Source organism: Pseudoalteromonas simplex (genome assembly GCF_015278155.1).
In the GTDB taxonomy this organism is placed as follows: Bacteria; Pseudomonadota; Gammaproteobacteria; order Enterobacterales; family Alteromonadaceae; genus Pseudoalteromonas; species Pseudoalteromonas simplex.
The window spans coordinates 25,121-48,207 of sequence record NZ_JADILN010000017.1; the positions used below are offsets into that span (position 1 = coordinate 25,121).

Sequence of the window (23,087 nt, forward strand, 5' to 3'; positions counted from 1 at the left end):
AAGAGGCGCAATGAGAAAGTTAAAAAATTTATTCGAAAATAATAGACGTTGGGCAGCGCGTACGAGTGAAAATGATCCTGAGTTTTTTAAAATTCTATCAATGCAGCAAAATCCAGAGTATTTGTGGATCGGTTGTTCTGACTCGCGTGTACCTGCAAACGAAATTGTAGACTTATTACCGGGTGAGCTATTTGTTCACCGTAACGTAGCAAATGTCGTTGTGCATACTGACCATAACTGTCTTTCGGTAATGCAATACGCTGTTGAAGTGCTGAAAGTGAAGCACATCATGGTCGTTGGTCACTATGGCTGTGGTGGTGTTCAAGCAGTATTAAACGAAGCGCGTTTTGGCTTAATTGATAACTGGCTACGCCATGTAGGTGATGTAAAAGAAAAACACATCGAACAACTCAATGCATTACCTGAGCAAGAGCGTTTAAATAGCTTAATTGAACTAAACGTTATCGAACAAGTACGTAACGTGTGCCGTACTAACATTGTGCAAGATGCTTGGGCGAAAGGCCAAGATTTAACAATTCATGGTTGGGTGTATGGCTTAGCGAATGGTCACCTTAATGATCTTGAGTCGGTTGTGACCTGTGCTGAAGAAGCTAGTGATACCTACGGTATCGCCGTTAAGCGTGTATTCGAACGCGTGGCAGAAAAAAGCTAAAACCTAAACTAGTTAGGTAGAAAAAAGGAGAGCTAATTCGCTCTCCTTTTTTATTGTTCGTCTTGTTTGCTAGCAAGTTGCTGCTCGAGTAATGCAACTTTCTCTTCAAGCTCAGTGAGTTTTTCACGAGTACGAATAAGTACTTGGCTTTGAATATCAAACTCATCACGGCTTACAAAGTCCATCTCAGCAAGTTTGTTTTGAATAGCTTGCTTTGTTTTGCCTTCAACTGTTTCGGCAAGGTTTTTCACGCCTTGCGGCATGTTGTCAGTAATTTGCTTAGCGATTTCTTCAAGTTTTGCTGGGTTGATCATCTTCGTCCCTTGAGTCACGTAAAAAAACAATCTTACCTTATTGGCTAGGCGTAGTGTAGTGATTACGGTAAAATTGCCCGTCCTGTCTTTGGATAATTTCTTTAGGGGCTTATGAAACTCAACCCAAAACAAGATGAAGCGGTAAAGTATATCAGTGGACCGTGTCTGGTATTAGCCGGTGCGGGCTCTGGTAAAACGCGTGTTATTACTAATAAAATCGCTTACTTGGTGCAAAAGTGTGAGTATCAAGCGCGCAATATTGCGGCGGTAACTTTTACCAATAAAGCGGCAAAAGAAATGCGCGAGCGTGTAACGCAAACACTGGGTAAACAAGAGTCGAAAGGCTTATGGGTTTCAACGTTTCATACCCTTGGGCTTGAGATCATCAAAAAAGAGTTAACGACGCTAGGGTTTAAACCCGGTTTTTCGTTGTTTGATGATCAAGATACCAACCAGTTACTAGCCGAGCTGACCGAAGAAGAACTAAAAAAAGACAAAGACTTACTCAACCTACTAAAAATGCAAATAGGTAACTGGAAGAACGAATTGATTCTGCCAGAGCGTGCTGTTCGCGAAGCCCGTGAGCCACAAAAAGCCTTATTTGCTCAGCTGTATGCGCGTTATCAAAATCAACTACGTGCTTATAATGCCCTTGATTTTGATGATCTGATCATGATCCCTACTTTATTGTTAGGCCAAAATGCTACTGCGCGTGAGCGTTGGCAGCAGCGTTTTCGTTACCTACTGGTGGATGAGTATCAAGATACCAACACCAGTCAGTATCAGTTGGTTAAGTTATTGGTGGGTGAACGAGCTCGTTTTACAGTGGTAGGCGATGATGACCAATCAATTTACTCATGGCGCGGTGCTAAGCCTCAAAACCTTGTACTATTGAGTAAAGATTTTCCGGGCTTACGTTTAATTAAGCTTGAACAAAACTACCGAAGCGCAGGGCGAATTCTAAAAGCGGCGAATATTTTGATCGCCAATAACCCTCATGAGTTTGATAAAAAGCTATTCAGTGAACTTGGTTATGGTGAGCCAATCAAAGTGATTGGTTGTCGTGATGAAGAGCATGAATCAGAGCGAGTGGTGGCAGAGATCATTTCTCATAAATTCATGAAACGCACCAGCTACAAAGATTACGCGATTTTATACCGTGGTAACCATCAAGCGCGCGTGTTTGAAAAAGCACTTATGAGCAACCGCATTCCCTATAAGATCAGTGGCGGCATGTCGTTTTTCTCGCGTTCAGAAATTAAAGATATCATGGCGTATTTACGCTTATTGGTGAACCAAGATGATGACAATGCCTTTTTACGTATTGTAAATACGCCACGCCGTGAGATTGGTACGGTCACACTCGAAAAACTTGGCACCCTTGCTAATGAAAAGCATATCAGCTTATTTGCAGCCTGTTTTGAACCTGAACTTGCTCACCGATTAAAAGGCCGTGGTTTTAATGCCTTAGCTGGCTTTGCTCGCTGGGTGGTTGAGCTTTCTGATAATGCGGTACGCGGCGATACCCTTGAGGCTGTGAAAGAGTTAGTTAGACAAATTAACTACGAAGCATACCTTTATGAGTCATCACCAAGTGCAAAAGCTGCTGAAATGCGCATGAAGAACGTTTCAGAGCTTTATCGTTGGATCACCGACATGCTAACAGGGGATGCAGACAACCCGCCGCTGAACCTTGCTGAGGTGGTTAGTAAACTGACTTTACGTGACATGCTTGAACGCAACGAAGAGGAAGACGAATCTGATGCGGTACAATTACTGACACTGCATGCTTCAAAAGGTTTGGAGTATCCGTATGTGTTCATGGTTGGCATGGAAGAGGGGTTACTACCACACCAAGTAAGTATCGATGAAGATAACGTTGAAGAAGAGCGCCGTCTTGCTTATGTAGGTATAACCCGTGCTCAACAAGAGTTGGTAATGACTTATGCTAAGTTACGTCGTCAATTTGGTGAAACGTCAGATACTGAGCTCAGTCGCTTTGTGCAGGAGTTACCACAAGATGACTTAGCCTTTGAAGCGAAAAAGCCACCGTCTTCACAGGCTGAGCGTATGGAAAAAGGCCAAGCCCGTGTAGCTAATCTAAGAGCGATGCTTAAGAAGTAATTATTTGTGCGCTTGGTGTTTCGTATTCGAAGGGCGCCAGCGCATGCTGTTTACCAATAAACAACGACAACCCGTGCTTATCGAGTAACGTGCGGTAGTTAAAAATCGACGGTCCTTTCGCGATTACTTTGATATTTTGCAGCTTAGTAATCGCCAGTACACCTTGCAGTTGTAAGTGATAGTTTTCTTGCTGTAATACGCGCTTGCTAAATGTTGAACTTAATAACAAGTAATCGAATTGAAACTCAGTCAGTAAGTTTAACTCACAGCGATCTTTAGCAAATTCATTCAACCCAATCGAAAATCCTTGTGCGACCAAGTTTTTTAAATTTTCAATTTGTACCGCTGATGCGTAACGAATTTCTTGTTCGTTGAATAACAGACACATTCTATTCGCATCGTGGGCTTTTAATAGCTTACATAGTGCTTGAAAATTAATACGTTCAAGGACTAAGCCAGAGCAAGGGAACAATACTTTTTCTTTCTTACTGTCACTTACTAAGCTGAATGCTTGTTTTAGTAAGTTAAGTTCAACCTCAAAGTGCTGTACTCTATCGGTCGCAAACTTCTTAAGTACTTCAAAGCTGGTGCTGCCAAGTACTGGGTGTTCACCAAATGCTTCGAGTAAAGACTCTGCGCGAGTTTGCTCATCCAAGGTAATGATTTCGGCACTTCTAAAGTGCATAGGCAAGTCATCTAAGTGATGCATATTGTCAGCATCATGTTGCACATTACTGGCATTAAGCAGCGGATGGAAACATTCAAAGCGATTACGGCCTGCATTTTTAGCGTAATACATGGCGGCGTCGGCATCACGTATAATTTCATCGGTGTGCTTGTAGCTTGGTTTTGAGTAAGTAATACCAATACTGGCACCACTTTGAATGCATTGACCCTTCATACAGAAAGGTTTTCTCATTATTTCGATGATACGTTTGGCAACATCTTGAGCTTGCTGTTGCTCAGTTAAGTGAGTGAGCAATACCACAAACTCATCACCACCTAAACGTGCAAGTAAATCATGCTCACGGATACAATGCGAGAAAGATTCAGCAACACCAATTAAAAATTGATCGCCTGCTTGGTGACCAAGGTGATCGTTGATGTCTTTAAATTTATCAAGGTCAATAAATAACACTGCAAACTGCTGCTCTGGATAGCGCTGATAATGCTGCAATGTTTTTTCTAACTGTGTTAGGAATAAACTGCGATTAGGTAAACTGGTTAATGAGTCATGATGTGCATCGTGGTACAGCTGTTGTTCTATTTTTTTACGCTCTTCAATTTGCATCTGTAAGTGAAGGTTTGCTTGGCGTAACTCTTTCGTTTTCTCTGCAACTCTGTTTTCCAGCTTTTGATGATTTAGCTTTAACTCTTGATTTGCTAAATGGGTTTGAATGACGTTGGCTATTTGATGCGATACAAAGGTAATTAACTCACAGTCATCTTGCGTGAATTCGTGTTTATTATTATACGCTTGGCAAACTATTAGACCAATGACACCTTGCGATGTTTTAAGTGGTGCACCTAACCAGCTAGTTGCTGTTCGTTCAGCCGGGACGTCTACGGGCCTTTCAACAACGCCTAACTTAATAAGATTATTTGCTTTATCAATATCGATGACTTGGCATTCTTCGGAGCTTAAAACAAGTTCACTAAAACCTTTTGCAAAAGGTCTCGGCCTGCCTGTGTCATTGTATTCATCGACACAGTACGGAAAACTTAACCAGTGAGTTTGCTCATCATAAAGGGCAATATATAGATTGTCTGCATAGGTAATGGTTTTAATAATTTCGTGAACATGTTTATAAACGTCGTCAAGATTTTCACTTAAGGTTGCCAGCTCTGATATTTTAAAAAGGATCTGTTGACGCTCTAACGCTTTTTTACGTTGCTGTATTTCTTCATTGAGAGCTTGATTACTTTGTGTCAGTGCACGAGTACGAATTTTAACTTCTGATTCGAGCAGTTCACGTTTCTTAACTCGTTCGATGGCCGTTGCCAAATAAAGTGACATTACTTCTAGCAACTCAATTTGTTGCTCAGAATAACTCAGGTCTTTTTCATAGCTTTGCGCGACCATCACTCCAATTATTGACTTATCGCGGTATACAGGAACTCCAACCCAATGCTCGGCAGGTGTGCCAAAGCATTTGAGTAAGCCTTGTTCAACCGCTAGCTCTGTTTGTTGTTTGGTAAAGTAGCTGGTTTTACCTTGCTTAAATACGTAACCTGTCAGGCCTTCTTTAAAGTACTGTTCATACTTCAATGGCACAGAGAGGCCATCTTTTTCGTCGGCAAAATAAGATAACTCAAGGTTATCGTAAACAGGGTTATGCAAAACCACGAAGAAGTTTTTACTTGGAATATAGTCTTGCAGGATGTTGTGGATAGCAGGGTAAAGCAAGGTTAATTCGGCAACAGTACTCGCTTGCTCTGATAATTGTAAAAGAGCATGTTGCAAGTGATGTGATTGCTTATACTTTTGTAAAAGCGATTTTAAGCGAACATTTTTACGTGCAAGCTTATCAAAGTGTGTTGCTGAATCTTCCAATGATTTAGAACTCATTTTATTATTGTTTAAATATCGTCCTTAATAGTTCCACTTTTTTATTAGATCGTCAAGTAACAGCTGTTAACAAAATAGTAATTTATTATGGTCATATTTGGCTACAGAGCTAGCCTCGCGCCCTGATAAAGGCATAAAAAAAGGGCTTATAAAAATAAGCCCTTAGTATTAGATTTGAAACTGTTACTTGCTAGTCATGAAATCGATAGCAGCGCTGATCTCTTCATCAGAACAGTCCATACACGTACCTTTAGGAGGCATCGCGTTGAAACCATTGATTGCATGGTCAAGTAAAGTGTCCATGCCTTTAGCAATACGAGGAGCCCAATCATCAGCTGATTTAGGTGCGCCTAGTGCACCAGTGCCGTGACAAGCAAAGCATGCTGCTTGGTAAACTTGTTCACCAGAACGAGGGCCTGTAGGTTCAGCAGCGACTGCAGCTTTATCACCTTCTAGATAGACAGAACCAATTGGCGCTAGACGCTTTTTGATAGCATCTTCAGTCAAAGAGTTGTCATACGCTTGTGCATATGCCGTTGTTGCTAGCAGTAATAATGCAGCTGATAGTTTTTTCATTTTGCCTTGCTCACTTCGATTTGAACGTGATCAATCACGATATATATGACGGAAATTAGAACGATTATAACGCTAAGCCACAATTTATAAAATGATCTAAAAGGCTTTTTCTTGAGAAAAACCGTCATTTTTTTGCGTTAGCGCAAGAAAAGCCAGCATAAAATACTGGCTCTTAGCTTGATGCTTAAGCAAGCTCTAATACTTTGTTAACTAATTTTTCGATACCCGCATCTGCATCTAAAATACTTTGGGCCAACATATAGGCTGGGGTAGTGACCACTTTATGTTGTTGATCAACAACGATATCGTTCACAGCACAGCTTTGGTGTGCTCCACCAAGTTGTTCTATAGCTGCGGCGGTCTCTGCATCGCTCCCAATGGTTGTTTTTACACCTTTACCATAAATAAGCGGCAGCATGGCAGGCGCAATACATATATAACCTGCTGCTTTGTTGGCATCGACAAAAGCCTTCGCTGTTGTCAGTACATCACCTTGAACTTGGGCATCTGCACCTTTTACTGCAAAGTCAGATAGGTTTTTCGCGGCCCCAAAGCCACCTGGTACGATCAAGGCATCGAACTCATCTACATTTAGCTCAGTGAGCGCTTTAATTTCACCGCGGGCAATACGTGCAGCTTCAACTAGCACATTACGATTAGGTGTCATTTCTTCACCTGTTAGGTGATTAACGGTGTGCATTTGTTCGATATCGGGTGCGAAGCATTCATAGCTCGCGCCTGCTTTAGCGATATGTAATAAGGTTAACACAGCTTCATTGATTTCTGCGCCGTCGTAAACACCGCAACCAGCTAAAATTACAGCAACTTTTTTCATTTTTGAACTCTCCTTAATGCGACTAGCTTAAGTTTAACAAGGATACGAGCATGGCGACAAAATAAAAAATTTTCGTCGCTTGATAACTCGCAAAGCATGATGAATAGCTGTTTATGCCTTTTTATAAATTACTAACGAAAAAAAAAGTATAAAGGATCGCTATGATCTTTGATCCATTATGCTAGAATACTCCTCCGGTTATGAAAAGGGATGTTAATTCGGTATCGAATAAGCAAAAGGTTATCGCTACTAAAACCGTTTTCCACATCGGACAAAAATAATAAAAAAAGAACGCCGTAATATCTTTTTTAAATAAAAACATAAGCTTATCTAATTTTCCTAAATGTTTTTTCATTTTGGGAGAATTAACTGTGTCTGTTATCTACAAAGTTATCCACAACTTGCTCTGTCATAAAGCTTTATTGGTTAATAATTCACAGTCGTTTTCTTCATGACCTTATGGCATGCTTACAAACAATTTAATGTTATTCAATTAGGATCCAATTTCACCATGGCTCAGATCCCTGAAAATCCACTTATTCTTGTAGATGGTTCTTCTTATTTATTCCGTGCATACCATTCGCCACCGCACCTTACTAACTCAAAAGGTGAAGCGACAGGCGCAATCTATGGCGTAGTTAATATGCTTAAGAGTTTGATCAAGCAATATGATCCATCGCACATGGTGGTGGTATTTGATGCCAAGGGTAAAACCTTCAGAAATGATATGTACAGCGAATATAAAGCGAACCGTCCGCCAATGCCGGATGACTTACGCACACAGATCGCACCACTGCATAACATTATTAAAGCAATGGGTTTTCCGCTGATTAGTATTGAAGGTGTTGAAGCTGACGATGTTATCGGTACGTTTGCGCGAATAGCCTCAGAGCAGCAGCGTCATGTGCTGATCTCGACTGGCGATAAAGATATGGCGCAGCTTGTTAATGAGCATGTTACGCTGATCAATACCATGACAGATAGCATTTCAGATCCAGAAACCGTGGTTGAGAAGTTTGGCGTTGGTCCTGAATTGATCATTGATTACCTTGCCCTAATGGGTGACAAAGTCGATAACATCCCAGGTGTTGATGGCTGTGGTCCAAAAACAGCGGTGAAGTGGCTGCAAAAATATGGATCATTACAAGGTGTCATTGATCATGCAGGTGAAATAAAAGGCAAGATTGGTGAAAAGCTTGCTACAGCACTTGATCATTTGCCACTTAGCTATGAGTTAGCAACAATTAAGTGTGATGTTGAGGTTGAGTCAGATCTTGAAAGCTTTAAGCTGCAAGAGCCTAATCGTGACGAATTGATTGCACTTTATGGTGAGTGTGAGTTCCGCCGTTGGTTAGCTGAGCTACTTGATAACCCTAAAGACGCTGACACGCATTTAGATGTGCCAACTGAAGCTAACGAACTACCAAAAGTTGCTGATGCACACTACGAAACAATCTTAACTGAAGAGCAACTTGATACCTTAGTGGCGCAGTTAAATGACGCCGAATTGTTTGCTTTTGATACTGAAACAACCAGCCTTGATTATATGCAAGCGCAATTGGTTGGTATGAGCTTTGCGGTTAAAGCCGGTGAAGCGGCTTACCTTCCGGTTGGTCACGATTACCCAGATGCGCCTGAGCAATTAAGCTTAGAAACCGTAATGGCAAAAATTGGCCCAATCTTAGCTGACGAAAACAAAGCGAAAGTGGGGCAAAACCTTAAGTACGATAAAAGCGTGTTAGCTAACGCAGGCTTTGAATTAAAAGGCATTAAATACGACACCATGCTGGAGTCGTATGTATTTAATAGTGTAGGCAGCCGCCATGATATGGACTCGTTGGCACTGAAATACCTTGGTCACAAAAATATCAGCTTTGAAGATATTGCCGGTAAAGGTAAAAAGCAGTTAACGTTTAACCAAATTGAGCTAGAAAAAGCGGCGCCTTATGCTGCTGAAGATGCTGATATAACGCTACGTCTTCATCAAGTATTATGGCCAAAAATTGATGCTGATAGCCAATTAAAATCGGTATTCGAAGAGATTGAGTTACCACTTGTCACAGTGCTTTCTGATATTGAGCGTACTGGTGTTGCAATTGATAGCAACATGCTAGCAGCTCATAGCCAACGTTTAGGTGAACGCCTGTTAGAGCTTGAGCAAGAAGCTTATGATATTGCAGGTGAAAAATTTAACTTAGGCTCACCTAAGCAACTGCAAGCTATTTTGTTTGAAAAACTTGAGCTGCCTGTTATCAAGAAAACACCTAAGGGTGCACCTTCGACAGCAGAAGAGGTGTTACAAGAACTTGCTCATGATTATCCGTTACCAAAAGTGATTATTGAGCACCGTGGTTTATCTAAACTTAAATCAACCTACACAGATAAACTTCCGCTAATGGTTGATGAGCGCACTAAGCGAGTGCATACCTCTTACCATCAAGCTGTAACAGCAACAGGTCGTTTAAGTTCAACTGATCCTAACTTACAGAATATTCCAATTCGTTCAGAAGAAGGCCGTCGAATTCGTGAAGCCTTTATTGCTGCACCTGGCCATAAAATTGTGGCTGCCGATTACAGCCAAATTGAATTACGTATCATGGCGCATTTATCTCAAGATAAAGGCCTATTAACTGCCTTTGCGAATGGTTTAGATGTTCACAGTGCAACAGCGGCAGAAGTCTTCGGGGTTAGCCTTGAAGAGGTTACCAGCGATATGCGCCGTAAAGCTAAAGCGGTTAACTTCGGTTTAATTTATGGCATGTCGGCGTTTGGTTTATCACGTCAATTAGATGTACCACGTCATGAAGCACAGCATTATATTGATAAATACTTCGAGCGTTTCCCTGGCGTACTTGAGTACATGGAAACAACCCGTGAAAAAGCAGCTGATAAAGGGTATGTAGAAACGATTTTTGGCCGCCGCTTACATTTACCTGAAATCAATGCCCGTAACGGTGCTCGTCGTAAAGCCGCTGAGCGTGCTGCGATCAACGCACCAATGCAAGGGACTGCTGCAGATATCATCAAAAAAGCGATGCTAAAAGTTCATCAATGGGTGAACGCACAAGCTGCAGGTTCAGTTAAGCTGCTCATGCAAGTGCACGATGAATTAGTGTTCGAAATTAAAGAAGAATCTGTGGACGACTATAAAGCTGAAATTTGTAAGTTAATGTCAGAAGCCGCTACTCTTGATGTGCCTCTGATTGTTGAAGCCGACAGCGGTGACAACTGGCAACAAGCTCACTAATATCTAAACTAAGAGCCACCGATATAACAATTCGAGTGGCTCGGTCTGATTAGTTAAGGAGTGGTCGGTAGCTCCTATCATCCCCATAGCTTGACGTGAAATTGCTCCAAAAGTTTAACCCCAAACTTTAATTGTAAGCTCGTTACTTATTTATTTCTAAAATAGCTTTTAGGGTATTCTCTTTTTCAAGAATATCGCGATACAGTGCGAACTGGTTTCGGGCTCGTTCGAGATTATGGTGAGCATGTTTAGTCGCAAAGTAATTGTCACCATCAATAAAATCAGTAAGAAAGCGCAAGCCAATCATAAATGTCATTACTTTTGTGCCAAGCCAAAAGCTCTCTTTTTCTGCATCAGTGATTACATTTTTTAATGGTTCTACATAGCCCTTAACAATAGCTGCAAAAATTTCTTCGCGAACTGTTACATTTTTCAGGTTAGTTGAGTCCTCTTGCTCAGGTGAACAGAAAGTGCGCACCATGTCACCAAAATCAAATAACCAATAGCCAGGCATACAGGTATCTAAATCGATAACTGCTTTTGCATCATCAGAATCTTTACAAAAAAGCATGTTATTGATTTTTGTATCATTATGACAGGGTCTTAATGGGATCTTACCTTCCAGTTTCTGTAGTTCATCAATTAGCGATTGCTGATTTAAACAGAACTCGATATCTGGTTGGCAAAGCTCGATACGATTTACAGGGTCATTTTCGATTGCTTTTCTGAAAGCATCAAAACGCATTGCTAAATTATGAAAATCTGGGATAACATGATGTAGTTGCTCAGCCTGAAAGTCTTGTAAAGCAAGCGCAAATTGACCAAATGCATTGGCCGCAGTTTGTGCTTGAGAGATGTTTGCTACAACATCCTCACTGTAACTGCCGCCAATAAATTCGAGTGCACGCCACACGCCTTGGTCACATTCCACCAAAAAATCATTTTTTATTGTCGGTACATGACGAATAATCTCGAGACTATATTCACCTTTCACATGTTTGTCGTTTAGGTGCTTTTCGATAAGCCTTGCATTCTCTACAAGCTGCTCAGGGTTAGGAAATACATCAGTATTTAGTTTTTGCACAACGACAGCATTATCTTGTGACTTAAGAAGCATCGTTGTGTTTATATGGCCGTTGCCAATAGGTTTCAGTGTCACGTGATCTGAACTTAAGCCAAAATGCTCAGAAAGATAAGTTGCAACAGGATTCGACTTCATTAATTTTCCATTACTTTTTGTAAGAAGAGGTGTAGATTTATTCATTAAGCCCGAGGCGTAACTGACGTAATGTACTTGCTATTGCATCCAATTCAGCTTTGTAGGTTACGCCGTACCATGGCTCTTGTGCGGTATAAACGGCGACAGTTTGATTGTAATCTTTAATCGCAAGTTGTATCTGATTTGGTAAATAATACTCTTTCGTGACACCGTTGTCAGTATTTTCTAAAAACTGTACAAAGCCCTTTTCTAGAACCATGAATAAATCATCTGTAATCCCCCAAAAACTCATTGAACCAAGAGCTTCCTGAGCAATACTCTGACGCTCACCTAGAGAGTTATTACCTAACAAAATATCTTGCTCTAGCTTGATATCAAGATATTCAACAACATCGATTAAATGTTGTTGCTCATCGATGCTACACACTCCGCGATTGACCCCTCCTTGAGTCGATAAAGTATCAACTACAGGGTAACCAACCATAGCCCAATCATTACTACGCTTAAAATGTTCGGCGATAATTTTAAACGAAGAGGCCCCATAATAATCATCGGCTGTAATTACAATTGCAGGGTTCTTTACATAGGGTTTTGCACATAAAAGAGCGTGGCCTGTTCCCCAAGGCTTTTGCCGCTCTTTAGCTAAAGAAAGATACTTTTCTGGAATTGCAGTGATTTCTTGATTAACTAAGATAACTTCAAGTGATTTAGGCAAACGGGGTAAAATTCTTGCTTCAAATTCGGCTCGAATATTAGCATTTATGATGATAACAGCTTGAGTTACACCTACTTGAACAGCATCTCGAATACTTAGTTCCATAATAGTGCTGTTAAGACCTGGAATATCAGCAATTTGTTTGTTTCCACCAAAGCGACTACCGAGTCCGCCAGCTAATACGATTAAGGTTAGAGAATGATGAGTCATTGCGCGAGTAATAAGATGAACAAAGGAAAAGTGTACCAGAACCTTTGATATTCGAGCAACGGCTGTTAATAAGGATTGTAAGTGTTAAAAAGCACCATGTTAAGAGAGATTTAAGAGGGCACAAAGTAGAGCTCAGTGCTCCTCAAAAATCATCAGCACGTTGTAGTGATTAAGTGCTTATTTGAAGGTTGCTAGCAACTGTAATAACTGTTGCAGTTTAATAACGGTTTTTTTCAGCTTCTCTTCGTCCATACCGTCGTTGCTTAAGCTTTCTACATCAGCCGCAACATCGAGAACGTAAGGTTTAAAGCGTTTCGCTTCAAAATCAAAGCCAGCATCTTTTGCAAATAAGGCTTTGAATTTGCCATGGCCTTGCTGCTGTAAATCATCTAATTTTTTATCAGCATCAAGTGCCTGACGATAAACGATTTTTAGGTTAGCATTGAGTTGTTCAATAATTGAATCCATTTTTTTCCTAAAGCTTTAGACTGCAATGCCGATATAGTACGTGGATTGTCATAAAAAGTCAGGTAATGAACTATGAATATATCAGGATCAAGCTTACCAGCGATGAGTGGCGGTGGCGAAAGCGCAGAAGTTTACAGCGCATCGCTTGCTAAAAAACAGCAAAAGGCTGATGGTGCTGCGGCACTTGCACTTATCGAAGGCGCAGCAATGAATACCAGTGCTGCACAAACACCTGCTAAGTCGGTAACTGCGACATTAGGTAACAACGTAAACGTATACGTTTAGTTGTTAAATTAGATAGGGCGTGTTGACCCTTTATGATTGATTTTGCAGCAGTGTGTTTGGTATTTAGGCAAGGCAGAGCCTATGTAGTGTGGTTGTTCCACATAAATAGGCGATAACGCAGCATTAATGCCAAACACGCGCTGCCCTTCGGGTTCTTCCTAGGGGCGATTAACTCTTTGTTACTCGATTTTTACTTAGCCCACTAGGTTACAAATCTCGCGCCGCGATTAAATCGCCCCTAGAGTGAACGAATTTCAATCAACAAAGGTCAACACGCCCTTAGATCGATAGGCGTTTTACTTTTTTCGCCGCCGATCTCGCGCACCAACTTAGGAACCAAGAACCCCGGCAATGCTGCCAGCATAGCCGTCACGATTTCCCGTGCCTGACTCTCAGCTATATCAAAGTGGCTGGCACCTTCAACTTTATCAAGTAGATGTAAGTAGTAAGGTAAAATGTCTGCTTCGAATAGCGCTTCACTAAGTGCAACTTGTGACTCGACAGAATCGTTCACATCTTTTAGTAACACCGCTTGATTTAATAACGTCACCCCCGCAGCCTTTAATTTTTGCATAGCGGCTTTAAAGTCATCATCAATTTCGTTAGCGTGATTGATATGGTTTATAAACACCACTTTTAACGGTGACGCGGCAAAGCGTGCACATAGCTCATCGGTAATTCTTGCTGGGATCACCACAGGTAAGCGGCTGTGTATACGTAGGCGTTTAATTTGCGGAAGCTGCTCTAACTCATCCATAAACCAACTAACGGCATCGTCTTTGGCCATCAATGGATCACCACCGCTTAAAATGACTTCGTTGATGTTGCTGTCAGCTTTAATATAAGCCAGTGCGTCAATTAAACTGCGTTTGTTTAATTGGTTTTCTTGATACGGAAAGTGGCGTCTAAAACAGTAGCGGCAATTTACCGCACAACCGGTTTTAAACATCACTAAAACCCGAGAGCGATACTTATGTAACAAACCAGGTTGGTTGTTATCTTGCTCTTTTAAAGGGTCTTTATCGTAACCGGTTTTTGCTAAAAACTCTTGGTGTCTTGGCATCACTTGCAGCAAAAGAGGGTCGTTTATGTCGCCATAACGCATTTTTTTGATAAATGGCAGCGGCACGCGGACAGGAAAAAGACTGCGTGCTTTGAGGTCTTTTTCGTCTACTTTGCTTGATAATCCTAGCATTTCTAGCAAGCGTTCAGGACAAGTGACAACATTTGCCAATTCTTTTTGCCAGTTTTTATGCAAATTTACTTCATTTCTTTGTATCATTGACACGTAGATTACTCGAAATTATTTAGACAGAGGAAACGATGGCGAATTATAGCACCAATGAGTTCAAGGGCGGCCTAAAAATTATGTTAGACGGCGAACCTTGCAGCATCTTAGAAAATGAAATGGTAAAACCAGGTAAAGGCCAGGCGTTTAACCGTGTTCGTATTCGTAAACTTATCACAGGTAAAGTACTAGAAAAAACATTCAAGTCAGGTGAATCAGTTGAAGGTGCAGACGTAATGGATACAGATTTAGCGTATCTATACACTGACGGTGAGTTCTGGCACTTCATGAACAACGAAACATTTGAGCAAATCGCTGCTGACGAAAAAGCGCTTGGCGACAATGCAAAATGGTTAGTTGAAAATGACGTTTGTACTATCACGCTTTGGAACGGTAGCCCAATCGCCGTGACTCCACCAAACTTCGTTGAATTAGAAATCACTGAAACAGATCCAGGTCTAAAAGGTGATACAGCGGGTACTGGCGGTAAACCAGCAACATTAAGCACAGGTGCTGTTGTTCGTGTTCCTCTATTCGTACAAATCGGCGAAGTGATCAAGGTTGATACTCGTAGCGGTGAATACGTGAGTCGTGTTAAGTAATAGGCTTTTATAATACCAATTCGCAATAATACTTAATCATTTTGAGGGATTAAACCTGTAGCTAGCTGCGTTAAAAACTTCTGATTTAGAACAACTAAATAACGAAATTTTTGCCTTGCTATCAACGAGGTTTTATTGCCTCAAAATAGACCACTTAATTAAGCGAGTTGGTATGAAATTTTTATAAAATCCCAGCTTCTGCTGGGATTTTTTTTGGGAAACACTATGTCTAATGTCCTTTGGCAACCAAGCGCCGATATTGAAACTTTACGAGAGCGTGCCGTCATCATTCGCCGTATTCGCGAGTTCTTTTATGCACGTGATGTTATGGAGGTTGAAACGCCAAGCCTTAGTGCTGCCAGTATAACCGATGTGCATTTAGTGACTTTTAGTACCGAGTTTGTTGGCCCTGGCCATGCTGGTGGCTTACCACTTTATTTGCAAACGTCACCTGAGTTTGCCATGAAGCGTTTACTTGCGGCGGGCTCTGGGGCTATTTTCCAGCTGTGCAAAGCCTTTCGTAATGAAGAGGCGGGTAGTCATCATAATCCTGAATTTACAATGCTTGAGTGGTACCGCCCAGGCTTCGATGAGTTTGCGCTTATGGATGAAATGGATGAGCTTATGCAATTAGTGCTCGGCGTAGAAAGCGCAGAGCGACTCACTTATCAGCAAGCCTTTATGAACGCCTTAGGTGTAGACCCTTTAACTGCTGATATTAGCACATTGCAGCAACTAGCAACAGCGCAGGGCTTTGCCGATATTGCCGCGAATGAAACGCATCGCGATACCTTGTTGCAGCTATTATTTTGTATGAAGGTTGAACCAACGATTGGCCAAGAAAAGCCTTGTTTCGTTTATCATTTTCCAGCTTCGCAAGCAGCGCTTGCCCAAATTTGTCAGCACGATGAGCGAGTAGCTGGACGCTTTGAGTTATATTTTAAAAATATGGAACTGGCAAACGGCTTTAATGAGCTGACCAATGGCAAAGAGCAAGCAGCTCGTTTTAGTGAAGATAATCAATATCGTGAAGCAAATGGATTAAAGCAAGTGCCAATGGATGAACGCTTAATAGCTGCACTAGAGCATGGCTTACCACAATGTGCGGGTGTCGCACTGGGTATAGATCGACTCATTATGCTGGCAACGAATAAACAAAAGATTAAAGACGTACTCGCCTTTGATGTTGAAAGGGCTTAACTTATTTGGCTCTAGGCTCTAGGCTCTAGGCTCTAGGTGTTTGGGTGCTAGGTAAAAAACCTAGCACCTAATTGCTTATAGCTCGTAAATAAATGTCACACCGGCAACCATAGGTTCGCCAAGTTGTGTGTATGTATGAGTGGTGTAACCATCTAATGGGTCGTTACCAAACTCAAAACCACGGGTTGGTACGTCTTCATCAAATAAGTTACGTGCCCACGCATTAATGCTCCAATTATCACTTTCATAACCAAATGAAGCATTCACTAAGTTGCTGCTAGGTGCTTTTGAGTTATGGCTATCAGAGAAGTAGTAATCGTCTTTGCCTTCTACTCCAATTGATGCATATAGTGCTGGCGTAAAGTTATAACGCGCAGTGAATGCATATTGGTATTTAGGAGCTTGTGCTTGATCTCGACCATCTTGATCTAGGCCTGATTGCGCAACAAAGTCATTGATTTCAGTATGTAGATAACCTGCACTACCCGTTAGTAGTAAATTGTCAGTAGCTTGGAAGCTGCCTTCAATTTCTAAACCGTAGTTTTCACCAGAGCTTGCGTTATCGATATAGCCTGTGAATTTTTGACCTTCAACTTGCCATGATTTTAACTGCATATCTTCGCGGTACATGTAGAAAGCGGCAAGACGTAACATAAACTTATCGTCCAAAGAGCTGCCTTTAACACCAAACTCACCGCTCCATAGATATTCAGGGGCAAATGATGTGTGATTAGCAAAGAAATCAGCATCTAGGTTTAAGCCTTCGTCTTTTGCTTTTGCTAAAGCTTCAGAGTTAATACCGCCAGCTTTATAGCCACGAGTAATGCTAGTGTAGATCATGGTGCGATCAATCACTTGGTATTCAAGTGCAAGCTTACCGCCCACCATGACATCATCGGTTTCTTCAATAAAACCGTTGTTGTCGGTGTAGTCGCCCTGATACTGCTCAACACGCAAACCCGTAATTAAGGTTGTTTTTGGGCCGATAGGTGTTGCTAATTGACCATATGCAGCAATATTGCTGGTTTCATAATTAGATGCAAATGGCTGTGCCAGCCAAGTGTATTGACGTTCTAAGTCAACTTCGCGGCCTTGATAGTAAATGCCTGCGACCCACTCGCCAGATTTACCACTAAATTGCAGCTCAGCCGCTTGATCTTGGCGATCGCGAAAGTAAGCATCTGTTGAGCTATAACCCCAATCATGCAAGCCAGCAGCACATAACTCAGGTTGGGCTTCATCATTACACACCCAGTCTTCGTCATAGCTGTATAACAGCTCGCTGTCGATACCAGATAGGTTTAAGCTAACATCAAAAAAGTCAAAGCCGGTGTATATGTTTGCTAGGCCAACCGCAATGCTTTCTTGGTTGTCTTGGCCTGGCTCATCAGCAACACTGTAACGGCTGTTATCTAGTGTGAAGGCGTCATAGCCGTTATTTATATCGATGTAATGTACATTCAGTTCAGTACGTAAATGCTCGGTCAATTGGCTGTGTAACTTAAAGCGAGAAACAAGCTCATCTTGTTGCTGTGTATCTTCACCTAAATAACGGTTTTCAACATAGCCATCCGATTCACGTTGATAAATGCTGGCGCGTACTGCTGTGTCGTCAGTAATACCCGTACCTGCGGCTATACCTGCTTCATAGCTGTTGTAGTTGCCAGCACCTAATTGTATTTTCACACTTGGATCAAGAGTGGGGGTTGCAGATTCCATTTGAATCATGCCAGCTAAGGCATCAGCACCAAAGCGAGTCCCTTGTGGGCCGCGATAAATTTCAACTTGGTCGATATCAAATAACAGTGAACTGCCGCCTAAACCAGAGTAGTTAATACCGTCGATCACTAAGCCAACCGAAGGATTAATAGGGTCAACAAACTGTGAGCGTAAACCAACACCACGAATTTGCACGAAACGACCACGAGATGCCCCTGAGGTAAAGTTTACATTCGCTGCACTAGCAAGCATCTCATCTAAAAACTTTGCACCGCGTTGATTGATTTCATGGTCTGAAAACAAGCTTGCGCTGGCACTAAGGGTTTGAATGCTTTCTCTTTTGAAATCACCGGTAACTTCAATTTTTTCAAGCTCACCGTCTTCAGCGTAAGCAATCGAAGATGCTGCGAATAAAGGCAGGATGGCAGCAGATAATAATGATAAACGTCGTTTCATGCGGATTCTTAACTCCATTTTCGGGACTGCTATTCTAGCAACCTAGCTAGCCAAATGGCTATAAAATCAATTTTTATGATATAAACGCAGGCAATTATACGTAAATTGATTAGGAATACGACTATGACCTTTAAAGTAGACTTTAAAGTGCGTGATTATGAGTGTGATTTACAAGGAATTGTAAACAACAGTGTTTATTTTAATTATTTAGAACATGCACGCCATGAGTTTTTACATGCCCAAGGTATCGATTTTGCAAAGCTCGCAAGAGAAAAAGTAAACCTTGTCGTACTGCGTAGCGAAATGGATTACAAGGCATCACTTATGCCGGGTGATGAATTTTACGTTGCAGTTGAACCTGAGCGTATCAGCCGTTTAAAGTTTGCTTTTAGGCAAACGGTGTATCGTAAACATGATGACAAAGTGATGCTGCAAGCTTTGGTGATTGGCACGTCGGTAAATGAAAAAGGTCGTCCTTTTTTACCAGAAGAAGTCGATAACTTATTCAAATAGTCTGCTTTGTTCTTTGATAAGCTAACTTAGAACAATTTTTTACAGATAAAACATGTTTTTTTAACGATCAATTGCGTTAAATGTTGTTATTATTACTACATTGAAATTTGAATAGTTAAAAAATATGAAGTTAGTAGCCTTGCCTCTTCTTTTTGTATTATTTTGCATGGGCTGCTCATCGACAGGGACAGTCACTAGTGAGCAATTAAAATATACACAGTGGCAATTATCAAAAGTGAATGGTTTAGCTATTCCTGTATCTCAAAAAGCCTCTATACGCTTTATCGAAGCGATGCAGGTTAACGGCTTTGCTGGCTGTAATAAATTTTTTGGTGAAGGTGCGCTCAGCGAAGATACGCTAACGGTAAATAAGTTAGGTATGACTCGTAAATCATGTGGCGAGCAAGTTAATGAGCTTGAGCAGCAATTATTGTCAGCGCTAAAAGAAGGTGCGGCAATTACGCTAACAGGTGAGAAACTAACTCTGCAAGGCGAGCATCACTTTACCTTCATTGCAAAAAACTAAAGTGGCTTAGCTTGCAGCAATTTTTTAACTGGCGTACACTCAGGGCGTTTTAAAGAAACGAATTTATACTTGTCGGAGTGCCTTTAACAAGGCTGAGATCGCGAAAGCGGGATCCGTGAACCTGATCAGGCTAACACCTGCGTAGGGAACAAGCTGCCTCACTGGGCGCTTGTGCGCCAAATTTATGGGGCATAAGCGGCGCAGGCTGCACTAGTAAGCATTTAGCTTATTAACGATCCAATGGCGTTTGCCACTCTCTATTGCATTTGCAATATCTGACAAGACAACCCTTAAAGCAATGAGGTAAGTCATGTCAAACACAACAACTAAACCATCTCGCCGCGAAGTTCGTGCGGCAGCATCAGATTATATTTATAACTTAACGGGTCAACCCTTTCCTAATTCTCATAAAGTTTATGTAGAAGGTACACAAGACAATGTACGAGTAGGGATGCGTGAAATCACCCTAAGCGATACCTTTATCGGTGGCACTGAAGAGAACCCTGTATTTGAATCTAACGCACCAATTCGTGTTTACGATACCTCGGGCCCATACACTGACCCAGATTTTAAACTTGATGTGCGCAAGGGCCTTGAGAAATACCGTGAAAAGTGGATTGAAAGCCGCGGCGACACTGAAATTTTAGACTCAGTGACTTCGCAGTTTTCTCAACAGCGAATGGCAGATGAAGGGTTAGACCATATCCGCTTTGAACATCTACCAAAGATCCGCCGTGCAAAAGCAGGCAAAAACGTAACGCAAATGCATTATGCGCGACAAGGTATTGTGACGCCTGAAATGGAATATGTGGCAATTCGTGAAAACATGGGACGCGCTAAAATTCGTGAAGAGTTACTTGCAGCCCAGCACAAAGGCGAATCGTTTGGCGCTAGTATTCCTGATTTTATTACCCCTGAATTTGTGCGTGATGAAATTGCCCGTGGTCGCGCTGTACTTCCTAACAACATCAACCACCCGGAAACTGAGCCGATGATCATCGGCCGAAATTTCTTAGTTAAGGTGAACGCGAATATTGGTAATTCGTCGGTGACTTCATCAATCGAAGAAGAAGTAGAAAAAATGGTGTGGTCGACTCGTTGGGGCGCCGACACGGTAATGGACTTATCAACGGGTCGTTATATTCACGAAACCCGTGAGTGGGTGGTACGTAACTCGCCAGTGCCAATTGGTACCGTACCAATTTACCAAGCGCTTGAAAAAGTAAACGGCGTGGCTGAAGACCTAACGTGGGAGATTTTCCGCGATACCTTGATTGAACAAGCAGAACAAGGGGTTGATTACTTTACTATTCATGCTGGGGTATTGCTGCGTTACGTGCCAATGACGGCAAAGCGTGTTACCGGTATTGTTTCGCGTGGTGGCTCAATCATGGCGAAATGGTGTTTAGCGCACCATAAAGAAAACTTCTTATACACGCACTTTGAAGAAATCTGTGAAATTTTAAAACAGTATGATGTGTGTTTTTCATTAGGTGATGGCTTGCGCCCGGGCTCTATTGCTGATGCTAATGACGAAGCCCAGTTCAGCGAATTACGTACTTTAGGTGAGCTGACAAAACTTGCTTGGAAACATGATGTGCAAGTGTTCATCGAAGGCCCAGGCCATGTGCCAATGCATATGATCAAAGAGAACATGGAAGAGCAGCTAAAACACTGTGAAGAAGCACCGTTTTATACTCTTGGTCCATTAACCACGGATATTGCACCCGGGTACGATCATTTCACATCAGGTATTGGCGCTGCGCAAATTGCTTGGTACGGCTGCGCTATGCTTTGTTATGTAACCCCTAAAGAGCATTTAGGCTTACCAAACAAAGAAGACGTTAAAGAAGGTTTAATCACTTACAAAATTGCTGCTCATGCTGCCGATTTGGCAAAAGGCCACCCGGGTGCGCAAGAGCGTGACAACGCATTATCAAAAGCACGCTTTGAGTTCCGTTGGCACGACCAATTTAACCTAGGTTTAGACCCAGAACGCGCCCGCGAATATCACGATGAAACACTGCCACAAGAATCAGGCAAGATTGCACACTTCTGCTCTATGTGTGGCCCTAAGTTCTGCTCGATGAAGATCACTCAAGAAGTACGTGATTACGCCAAAGATCTTGAAGCTAGAGGCATTGATCCAAATAACGTAGGCGATACTATCGAAATCAAAATGGTCGATGTTGAAGCCGAAATGAAAGCGAAATCAGACGAGTTCAAAAAAACAGGCTCTGAGATTTACCACAAAGCCGTTTAATTGATGGAGCTAGGCATCAGCGATGGGCTCTGGGTATTTACCTAGGGCCTAGAGCCTAGCGCCTAGAAAGTTTATGTCATTAAAGATAGCGATACTGGGTTTTGGTTTAACTGGCCGTTTAACTGCATTAGCACTTGCTAAAGAGCACCAGTTAAGTGTGTTTGAGCAAGATGATGAACATGCTAGCAACAGTGCTGGCAGCGTTGCTGCAGCAATGTTAGCCCCCCTTGCTGAATCAGTCTTGTGTGAACAGGATTTAGCCCTACAAGGGCTTAATAGCATCACTCGTTGGCAGCAAATTTTAAGTGAGCTCGATGACGCTGTGTATTTTCAACAAACAGGCAGTTTAGTGGTTGCTCATCAGCAAGATAAGGGCGATTTACAAAGTTTTGTGAGGCGCTTAAAACCGCTTGAAAGCTATCAGGCACAGGCATTGGTTGGCACTCAAATCGCTGATCTTGAACCAGAACTAGCTGGGCGTTTCCATCAAGGTGTGTATTTACCTTGTGAAGGGCAACTCGATAATCAGGCATTTTATAGCGCTAGTTTTAAAAAGCTTACCTCGCAAGGAGTGCAATTTAACTTTGGCTGTAAAGTTGAATTGAACGCCCATAAAGTGAATGGCCAAAGCTTTGATTATGTATTTGATTGCCGCGGCTTAGGTGCTAAACAGGCTGAACCCTTACTTCGCGGAGTAAGAGGGGAGGTGGCGCGTTTATATGCACCAGAGGTGAACCTAACCAGACCAATACGGCTGATGCATCCGCGTTACCCAATTTATATTGCTCCTAAGCCAAATCATCAATTTGTGATTGGTGCGACTGAAATTGAATCGCAAGACACAGGTAAAGTGACCGTGCGCTCGGCACTGGAGTTATTGTCTGCTGCTTATACGGTGCATAGTGGCTTTGCTGAAGGGCGTATCGAGAGCTTGCAATCAGGGCTTCGTCCAGCGTTTGCAGACAACCGTCCGAAAGTCACAAAACAAGGTCGAGTGATCAAAATTAATGGCTTGTACCGTCATGGCTATTTACTTGCGCCTCAGGTGGTCGATGATGCAGTGAGCTTAATTGCTTAAGGATAAAAATGAATATTTTAATTAATGGTCAGTCAGTTACAGTGAACGACAATACATCGCTCACTCAGGCGTTGAGCCAGTTTGGCGCAAGACCTCCATTTGCCGTTGCCGTTAATGGTGACTTTGTACCGCGCAGCCAATGCGATGCTAAACCCCTCAATGAAGGCGACAGCATTGAGCTATTGTCGCCAATTCAAGGAGGCTAAG

General features: G+C 42.0%; 20 protein-coding genes and 1 riboswitch. Of the genes, 11 read left to right on the top strand and 9 right to left on the bottom strand.

What is annotated here, in order from left to right; translation table 11 throughout:
* Positions 1–10 precede the first annotated feature (10 nt).
* A complete protein-coding gene (can, locus tag IRQ78_RS19475; protein WP_054554114.1) occupies positions 11–673 on the top strand; it encodes a carbonate dehydratase in 663 nt (220 codons plus the stop codon).
* A gap of 50 nt (positions 674–723) precedes the next feature.
* Here can and ubiK read toward each other — a convergent pair whose 3' ends face one another.
* Positions 724–987, bottom strand: coding sequence for a ubiquinone biosynthesis accessory factor UbiK (gene ubiK / locus IRQ78_RS19480; RefSeq protein ID WP_054561163.1), 264 nt, complete (start codon positions 985–987; stop codon positions 724–726).
* 111 nt (positions 988–1,098) lie between these two features.
* Here ubiK and rep point away from each other — a divergent pair, with 111 nt between their 5' ends.
* Positions 1,099–3,111: a DNA helicase Rep gene (gene rep, locus IRQ78_RS19485; protein ID WP_054554116.1), complete on the top strand. Its 2,013-nt coding sequence runs from the start codon at positions 1,099–1,101 to the stop codon at positions 3,109–3,111.
* Here rep and IRQ78_RS19490 read toward each other — a convergent pair.
* The 3 genes from IRQ78_RS19490 to elbB all read right to left on the bottom strand — a co-directional run bounded on the left by IRQ78_RS19490 (position 3,101) and on the right by elbB (position 7,091).
* Positions 3,101–5,680 carry a bifunctional diguanylate cyclase/phosphodiesterase gene (locus tag IRQ78_RS19490; RefSeq protein ID WP_054554117.1) on the bottom strand — a complete coding sequence of 860 codons (2,580 nt, stop codon included), beginning with the start codon at positions 5,678–5,680 and terminating at the stop codon, positions 3,101–3,103. The two genes, rep and IRQ78_RS19490, sit on opposite strands and share 11 nt — an antisense overlap.
* A 183-nt stretch (positions 5,681–5,863) precedes the next feature.
* A complete protein-coding gene (locus IRQ78_RS19495) occupies positions 5,864–6,256 on the bottom strand; it encodes a c-type cytochrome (protein ID WP_054554118.1) in 393 nt (130 codons plus the stop codon).
* A 184-nt stretch (positions 6,257–6,440) separates the two neighbouring features.
* Positions 6,441–7,091, bottom strand: a complete 651-nt coding sequence (gene elbB, locus IRQ78_RS19500) for an isoprenoid biosynthesis glyoxalase ElbB (RefSeq protein ID WP_054554119.1) — start codon at positions 7,089–7,091, stop codon at positions 6,441–6,443.
* A 511-nt stretch (positions 7,092–7,602) separates the two neighbouring features.
* On the opposite strand from elbB, the gene polA reads away from it, so the two are divergent.
* Positions 7,603–10,338: a DNA polymerase I gene (gene polA, locus IRQ78_RS19505; protein WP_166339620.1), complete on the top strand. Its 2,736-nt coding sequence runs from the start codon at positions 7,603–7,605 to the stop codon at positions 10,336–10,338.
* Between the two features lie 142 nt (positions 10,339–10,480).
* Here the strand turns inward: polA and IRQ78_RS19510 are convergent, their stop codons facing one another.
* The 3 genes from IRQ78_RS19510 to IRQ78_RS19520 all read right to left on the bottom strand — a co-directional run bounded on the left by IRQ78_RS19510 (position 10,481) and on the right by IRQ78_RS19520 (position 12,950).
* On the bottom strand, positions 10,481–11,557 hold the full coding sequence (locus IRQ78_RS19510; protein WP_054554121.1) for a phosphotransferase enzyme family protein: 1,077 nt from the start codon (positions 11,555–11,557) through the stop codon (positions 10,481–10,483).
* A 37-nt stretch (positions 11,558–11,594) separates the two neighbouring features.
* Positions 11,595–12,482 carry an NTP transferase domain-containing protein gene (locus tag IRQ78_RS19515; RefSeq protein WP_194442946.1) on the bottom strand — a complete coding sequence of 296 codons (888 nt, stop codon included), beginning with the start codon at positions 12,480–12,482 and terminating at the stop codon, positions 11,595–11,597.
* A 177-nt stretch (positions 12,483–12,659) separates the two neighbouring features.
* Positions 12,660–12,950, bottom strand: coding sequence for a hypothetical protein (locus tag IRQ78_RS19520; protein WP_054554123.1), 291 nt, complete (start codon positions 12,948–12,950; stop codon positions 12,660–12,662).
* A 72-nt stretch (positions 12,951–13,022) separates the two neighbouring features.
* Between IRQ78_RS19520 and IRQ78_RS19525 the strand changes: the two genes are divergently transcribed.
* Positions 13,023–13,235 (top strand): hypothetical protein, encoded by a 213-nt coding sequence (locus IRQ78_RS19525; protein ID WP_054554124.1) that lies wholly within the window; start codon positions 13,023–13,025, stop codon positions 13,233–13,235.
* A 268-nt stretch (positions 13,236–13,503) separates the two neighbouring features.
* Here IRQ78_RS19525 and epmB read toward each other — a convergent pair whose 3' ends face one another.
* Positions 13,504–14,517 (bottom strand): EF-P beta-lysylation protein EpmB, encoded by a 1,014-nt coding sequence (gene epmB, locus IRQ78_RS19530; protein WP_188728096.1) that lies wholly within the window; start codon positions 14,515–14,517, stop codon positions 13,504–13,506.
* 41 nt (positions 14,518–14,558) lie between these two features.
* Here epmB and efp point away from each other — a divergent pair, with 41 nt between their 5' ends.
* Both efp and epmA read left to right on the top strand, forming a co-directional pair.
* Positions 14,559–15,125: an elongation factor P gene (gene efp, locus IRQ78_RS19535; protein WP_054554126.1), complete on the top strand. Its 567-nt coding sequence runs from the start codon at positions 14,559–14,561 to the stop codon at positions 15,123–15,125.
* A gap of 225 nt (positions 15,126–15,350) precedes the next feature.
* Positions 15,351–16,325: an elongation factor P--(R)-beta-lysine ligase gene (gene epmA / locus IRQ78_RS19540; protein WP_194442947.1), complete on the top strand. Its 975-nt coding sequence runs from the start codon at positions 15,351–15,353 to the stop codon at positions 16,323–16,325.
* A gap of 75 nt (positions 16,326–16,400) precedes the next feature.
* On the opposite strand, the gene IRQ78_RS19545 is transcribed toward epmA, so the two are convergent.
* Entirely contained in the window at positions 16,401–18,500 is a 2,100-nt protein-coding gene (locus tag IRQ78_RS19545; protein ID WP_194442948.1) for a TonB-dependent receptor, read from the bottom strand.
* A gap of 123 nt (positions 18,501–18,623) precedes the next feature.
* Between IRQ78_RS19545 and IRQ78_RS19550 the strand changes: the two genes are divergently transcribed.
* The 5 genes from IRQ78_RS19550 (at position 18,624) to thiS (ending at position 23,086) form a co-directional block, all read left to right on the top strand.
* Positions 18,624–19,013, top strand: coding sequence for an acyl-CoA thioesterase (locus IRQ78_RS19550; RefSeq protein ID WP_054554129.1), 390 nt, complete (start codon positions 18,624–18,626; stop codon positions 19,011–19,013).
* A gap of 124 nt (positions 19,014–19,137) precedes the next feature.
* Positions 19,138–19,539: an META domain-containing protein gene (locus IRQ78_RS19555; protein ID WP_054554130.1), complete on the top strand. Its 402-nt coding sequence runs from the start codon at positions 19,138–19,140 to the stop codon at positions 19,537–19,539.
* A 63-nt stretch (positions 19,540–19,602) separates the two neighbouring features.
* A riboswitch (TPP riboswitch) is annotated at positions 19,603–19,704 on the top strand.
* A gap of 145 nt (positions 19,705–19,849) precedes the next feature.
* Positions 19,850–21,802, top strand: coding sequence for a phosphomethylpyrimidine synthase ThiC (thiC, locus tag IRQ78_RS19560; RefSeq protein ID WP_206769770.1), 1,953 nt, complete (start codon positions 19,850–19,852; stop codon positions 21,800–21,802).
* 73 nt (positions 21,803–21,875) lie between these two features.
* Positions 21,876–22,880, top strand: coding sequence for an FAD-dependent oxidoreductase (locus IRQ78_RS19565; protein WP_187490725.1), 1,005 nt, complete (start codon positions 21,876–21,878; stop codon positions 22,878–22,880).
* Positions 22,881–22,888: 8 nt separating this feature from the next.
* The gene (gene thiS, locus IRQ78_RS19570) at positions 22,889–23,086 is read left to right on the top strand and encodes a sulfur carrier protein ThiS (protein ID WP_054554133.1); all 198 of its coding nucleotides are present in this window, start codon (positions 22,889–22,891) and stop codon (positions 23,084–23,086) included.
* Position 23,087 lies beyond the last annotated feature (1 nt).

What these genes read in the sequence shown, in the direction of transcription:
- can (WP_054554114.1), top strand. Translation starts at nt 11, where the DNA reads ATGAGAAAGTTAAAAAATTTATTCGAAAATAATAGACGTTGGGCAGCG.
- ubiK (WP_054561163.1), bottom strand. Translation starts at nt 987, where the DNA reads ATGATCAACCCAGCAAAACTTGAAGAAATCGCTAAGCAAATTACTGAC.
- rep (WP_054554116.1), top strand. Translation starts at nt 1,099, where the DNA reads ATGAAACTCAACCCAAAACAAGATGAAGCGGTAAAGTATATCAGTGGA.
- IRQ78_RS19490 (WP_054554117.1), bottom strand. Translation starts at nt 5,680, where the DNA reads ATGAGTTCTAAATCATTGGAAGATTCAGCAACACACTTTGATAAGCTT.
- IRQ78_RS19495 (WP_054554118.1), bottom strand. Translation starts at nt 6,256, where the DNA reads ATGAAAAAACTATCAGCTGCATTATTACTGCTAGCAACAACGGCATAT.
- elbB (WP_054554119.1), bottom strand. Translation starts at nt 7,091, where the DNA reads ATGAAAAAAGTTGCTGTAATTTTAGCTGGTTGCGGTGTTTACGACGGC.
- polA (WP_166339620.1), top strand. Translation starts at nt 7,603, where the DNA reads ATGGCTCAGATCCCTGAAAATCCACTTATTCTTGTAGATGGTTCTTCT.
- IRQ78_RS19510 (WP_054554121.1), bottom strand. Translation starts at nt 11,557, where the DNA reads ATGAAGTCGAATCCTGTTGCAACTTATCTTTCTGAGCATTTTGGCTTA.
- IRQ78_RS19515 (WP_194442946.1), bottom strand. Translation starts at nt 12,482, where the DNA reads ATGACTCATCATTCTCTAACCTTAATCGTATTAGCTGGCGGACTCGGT.
- IRQ78_RS19520 (WP_054554123.1), bottom strand. Translation starts at nt 12,950, where the DNA reads ATGGATTCAATTATTGAACAACTCAATGCTAACCTAAAAATCGTTTAT.
- IRQ78_RS19525 (WP_054554124.1), top strand. Translation starts at nt 13,023, where the DNA reads ATGAATATATCAGGATCAAGCTTACCAGCGATGAGTGGCGGTGGCGAA.
- epmB (WP_188728096.1), bottom strand. Translation starts at nt 14,517, where the DNA reads ATGATACAAAGAAATGAAGTAAATTTGCATAAAAACTGGCAAAAAGAA.
- efp (WP_054554126.1), top strand. Translation starts at nt 14,559, where the DNA reads ATGGCGAATTATAGCACCAATGAGTTCAAGGGCGGCCTAAAAATTATG.
- epmA (WP_194442947.1), top strand. Translation starts at nt 15,351, where the DNA reads ATGTCTAATGTCCTTTGGCAACCAAGCGCCGATATTGAAACTTTACGA.
- IRQ78_RS19545 (WP_194442948.1), bottom strand. Translation starts at nt 18,500, where the DNA reads ATGAAACGACGTTTATCATTATTATCTGCTGCCATCCTGCCTTTATTC.
- IRQ78_RS19550 (WP_054554129.1), top strand. Translation starts at nt 18,624, where the DNA reads ATGACCTTTAAAGTAGACTTTAAAGTGCGTGATTATGAGTGTGATTTA.
- IRQ78_RS19555 (WP_054554130.1), top strand. Translation starts at nt 19,138, where the DNA reads ATGAAGTTAGTAGCCTTGCCTCTTCTTTTTGTATTATTTTGCATGGGC.
- thiC (WP_206769770.1), top strand. Translation starts at nt 19,850, where the DNA reads ATGTCAAACACAACAACTAAACCATCTCGCCGCGAAGTTCGTGCGGCA.
- IRQ78_RS19565 (WP_187490725.1), top strand. Translation starts at nt 21,876, where the DNA reads ATGTCATTAAAGATAGCGATACTGGGTTTTGGTTTAACTGGCCGTTTA.
- thiS (WP_054554133.1), top strand. Translation starts at nt 22,889, where the DNA reads ATGAATATTTTAATTAATGGTCAGTCAGTTACAGTGAACGACAATACA.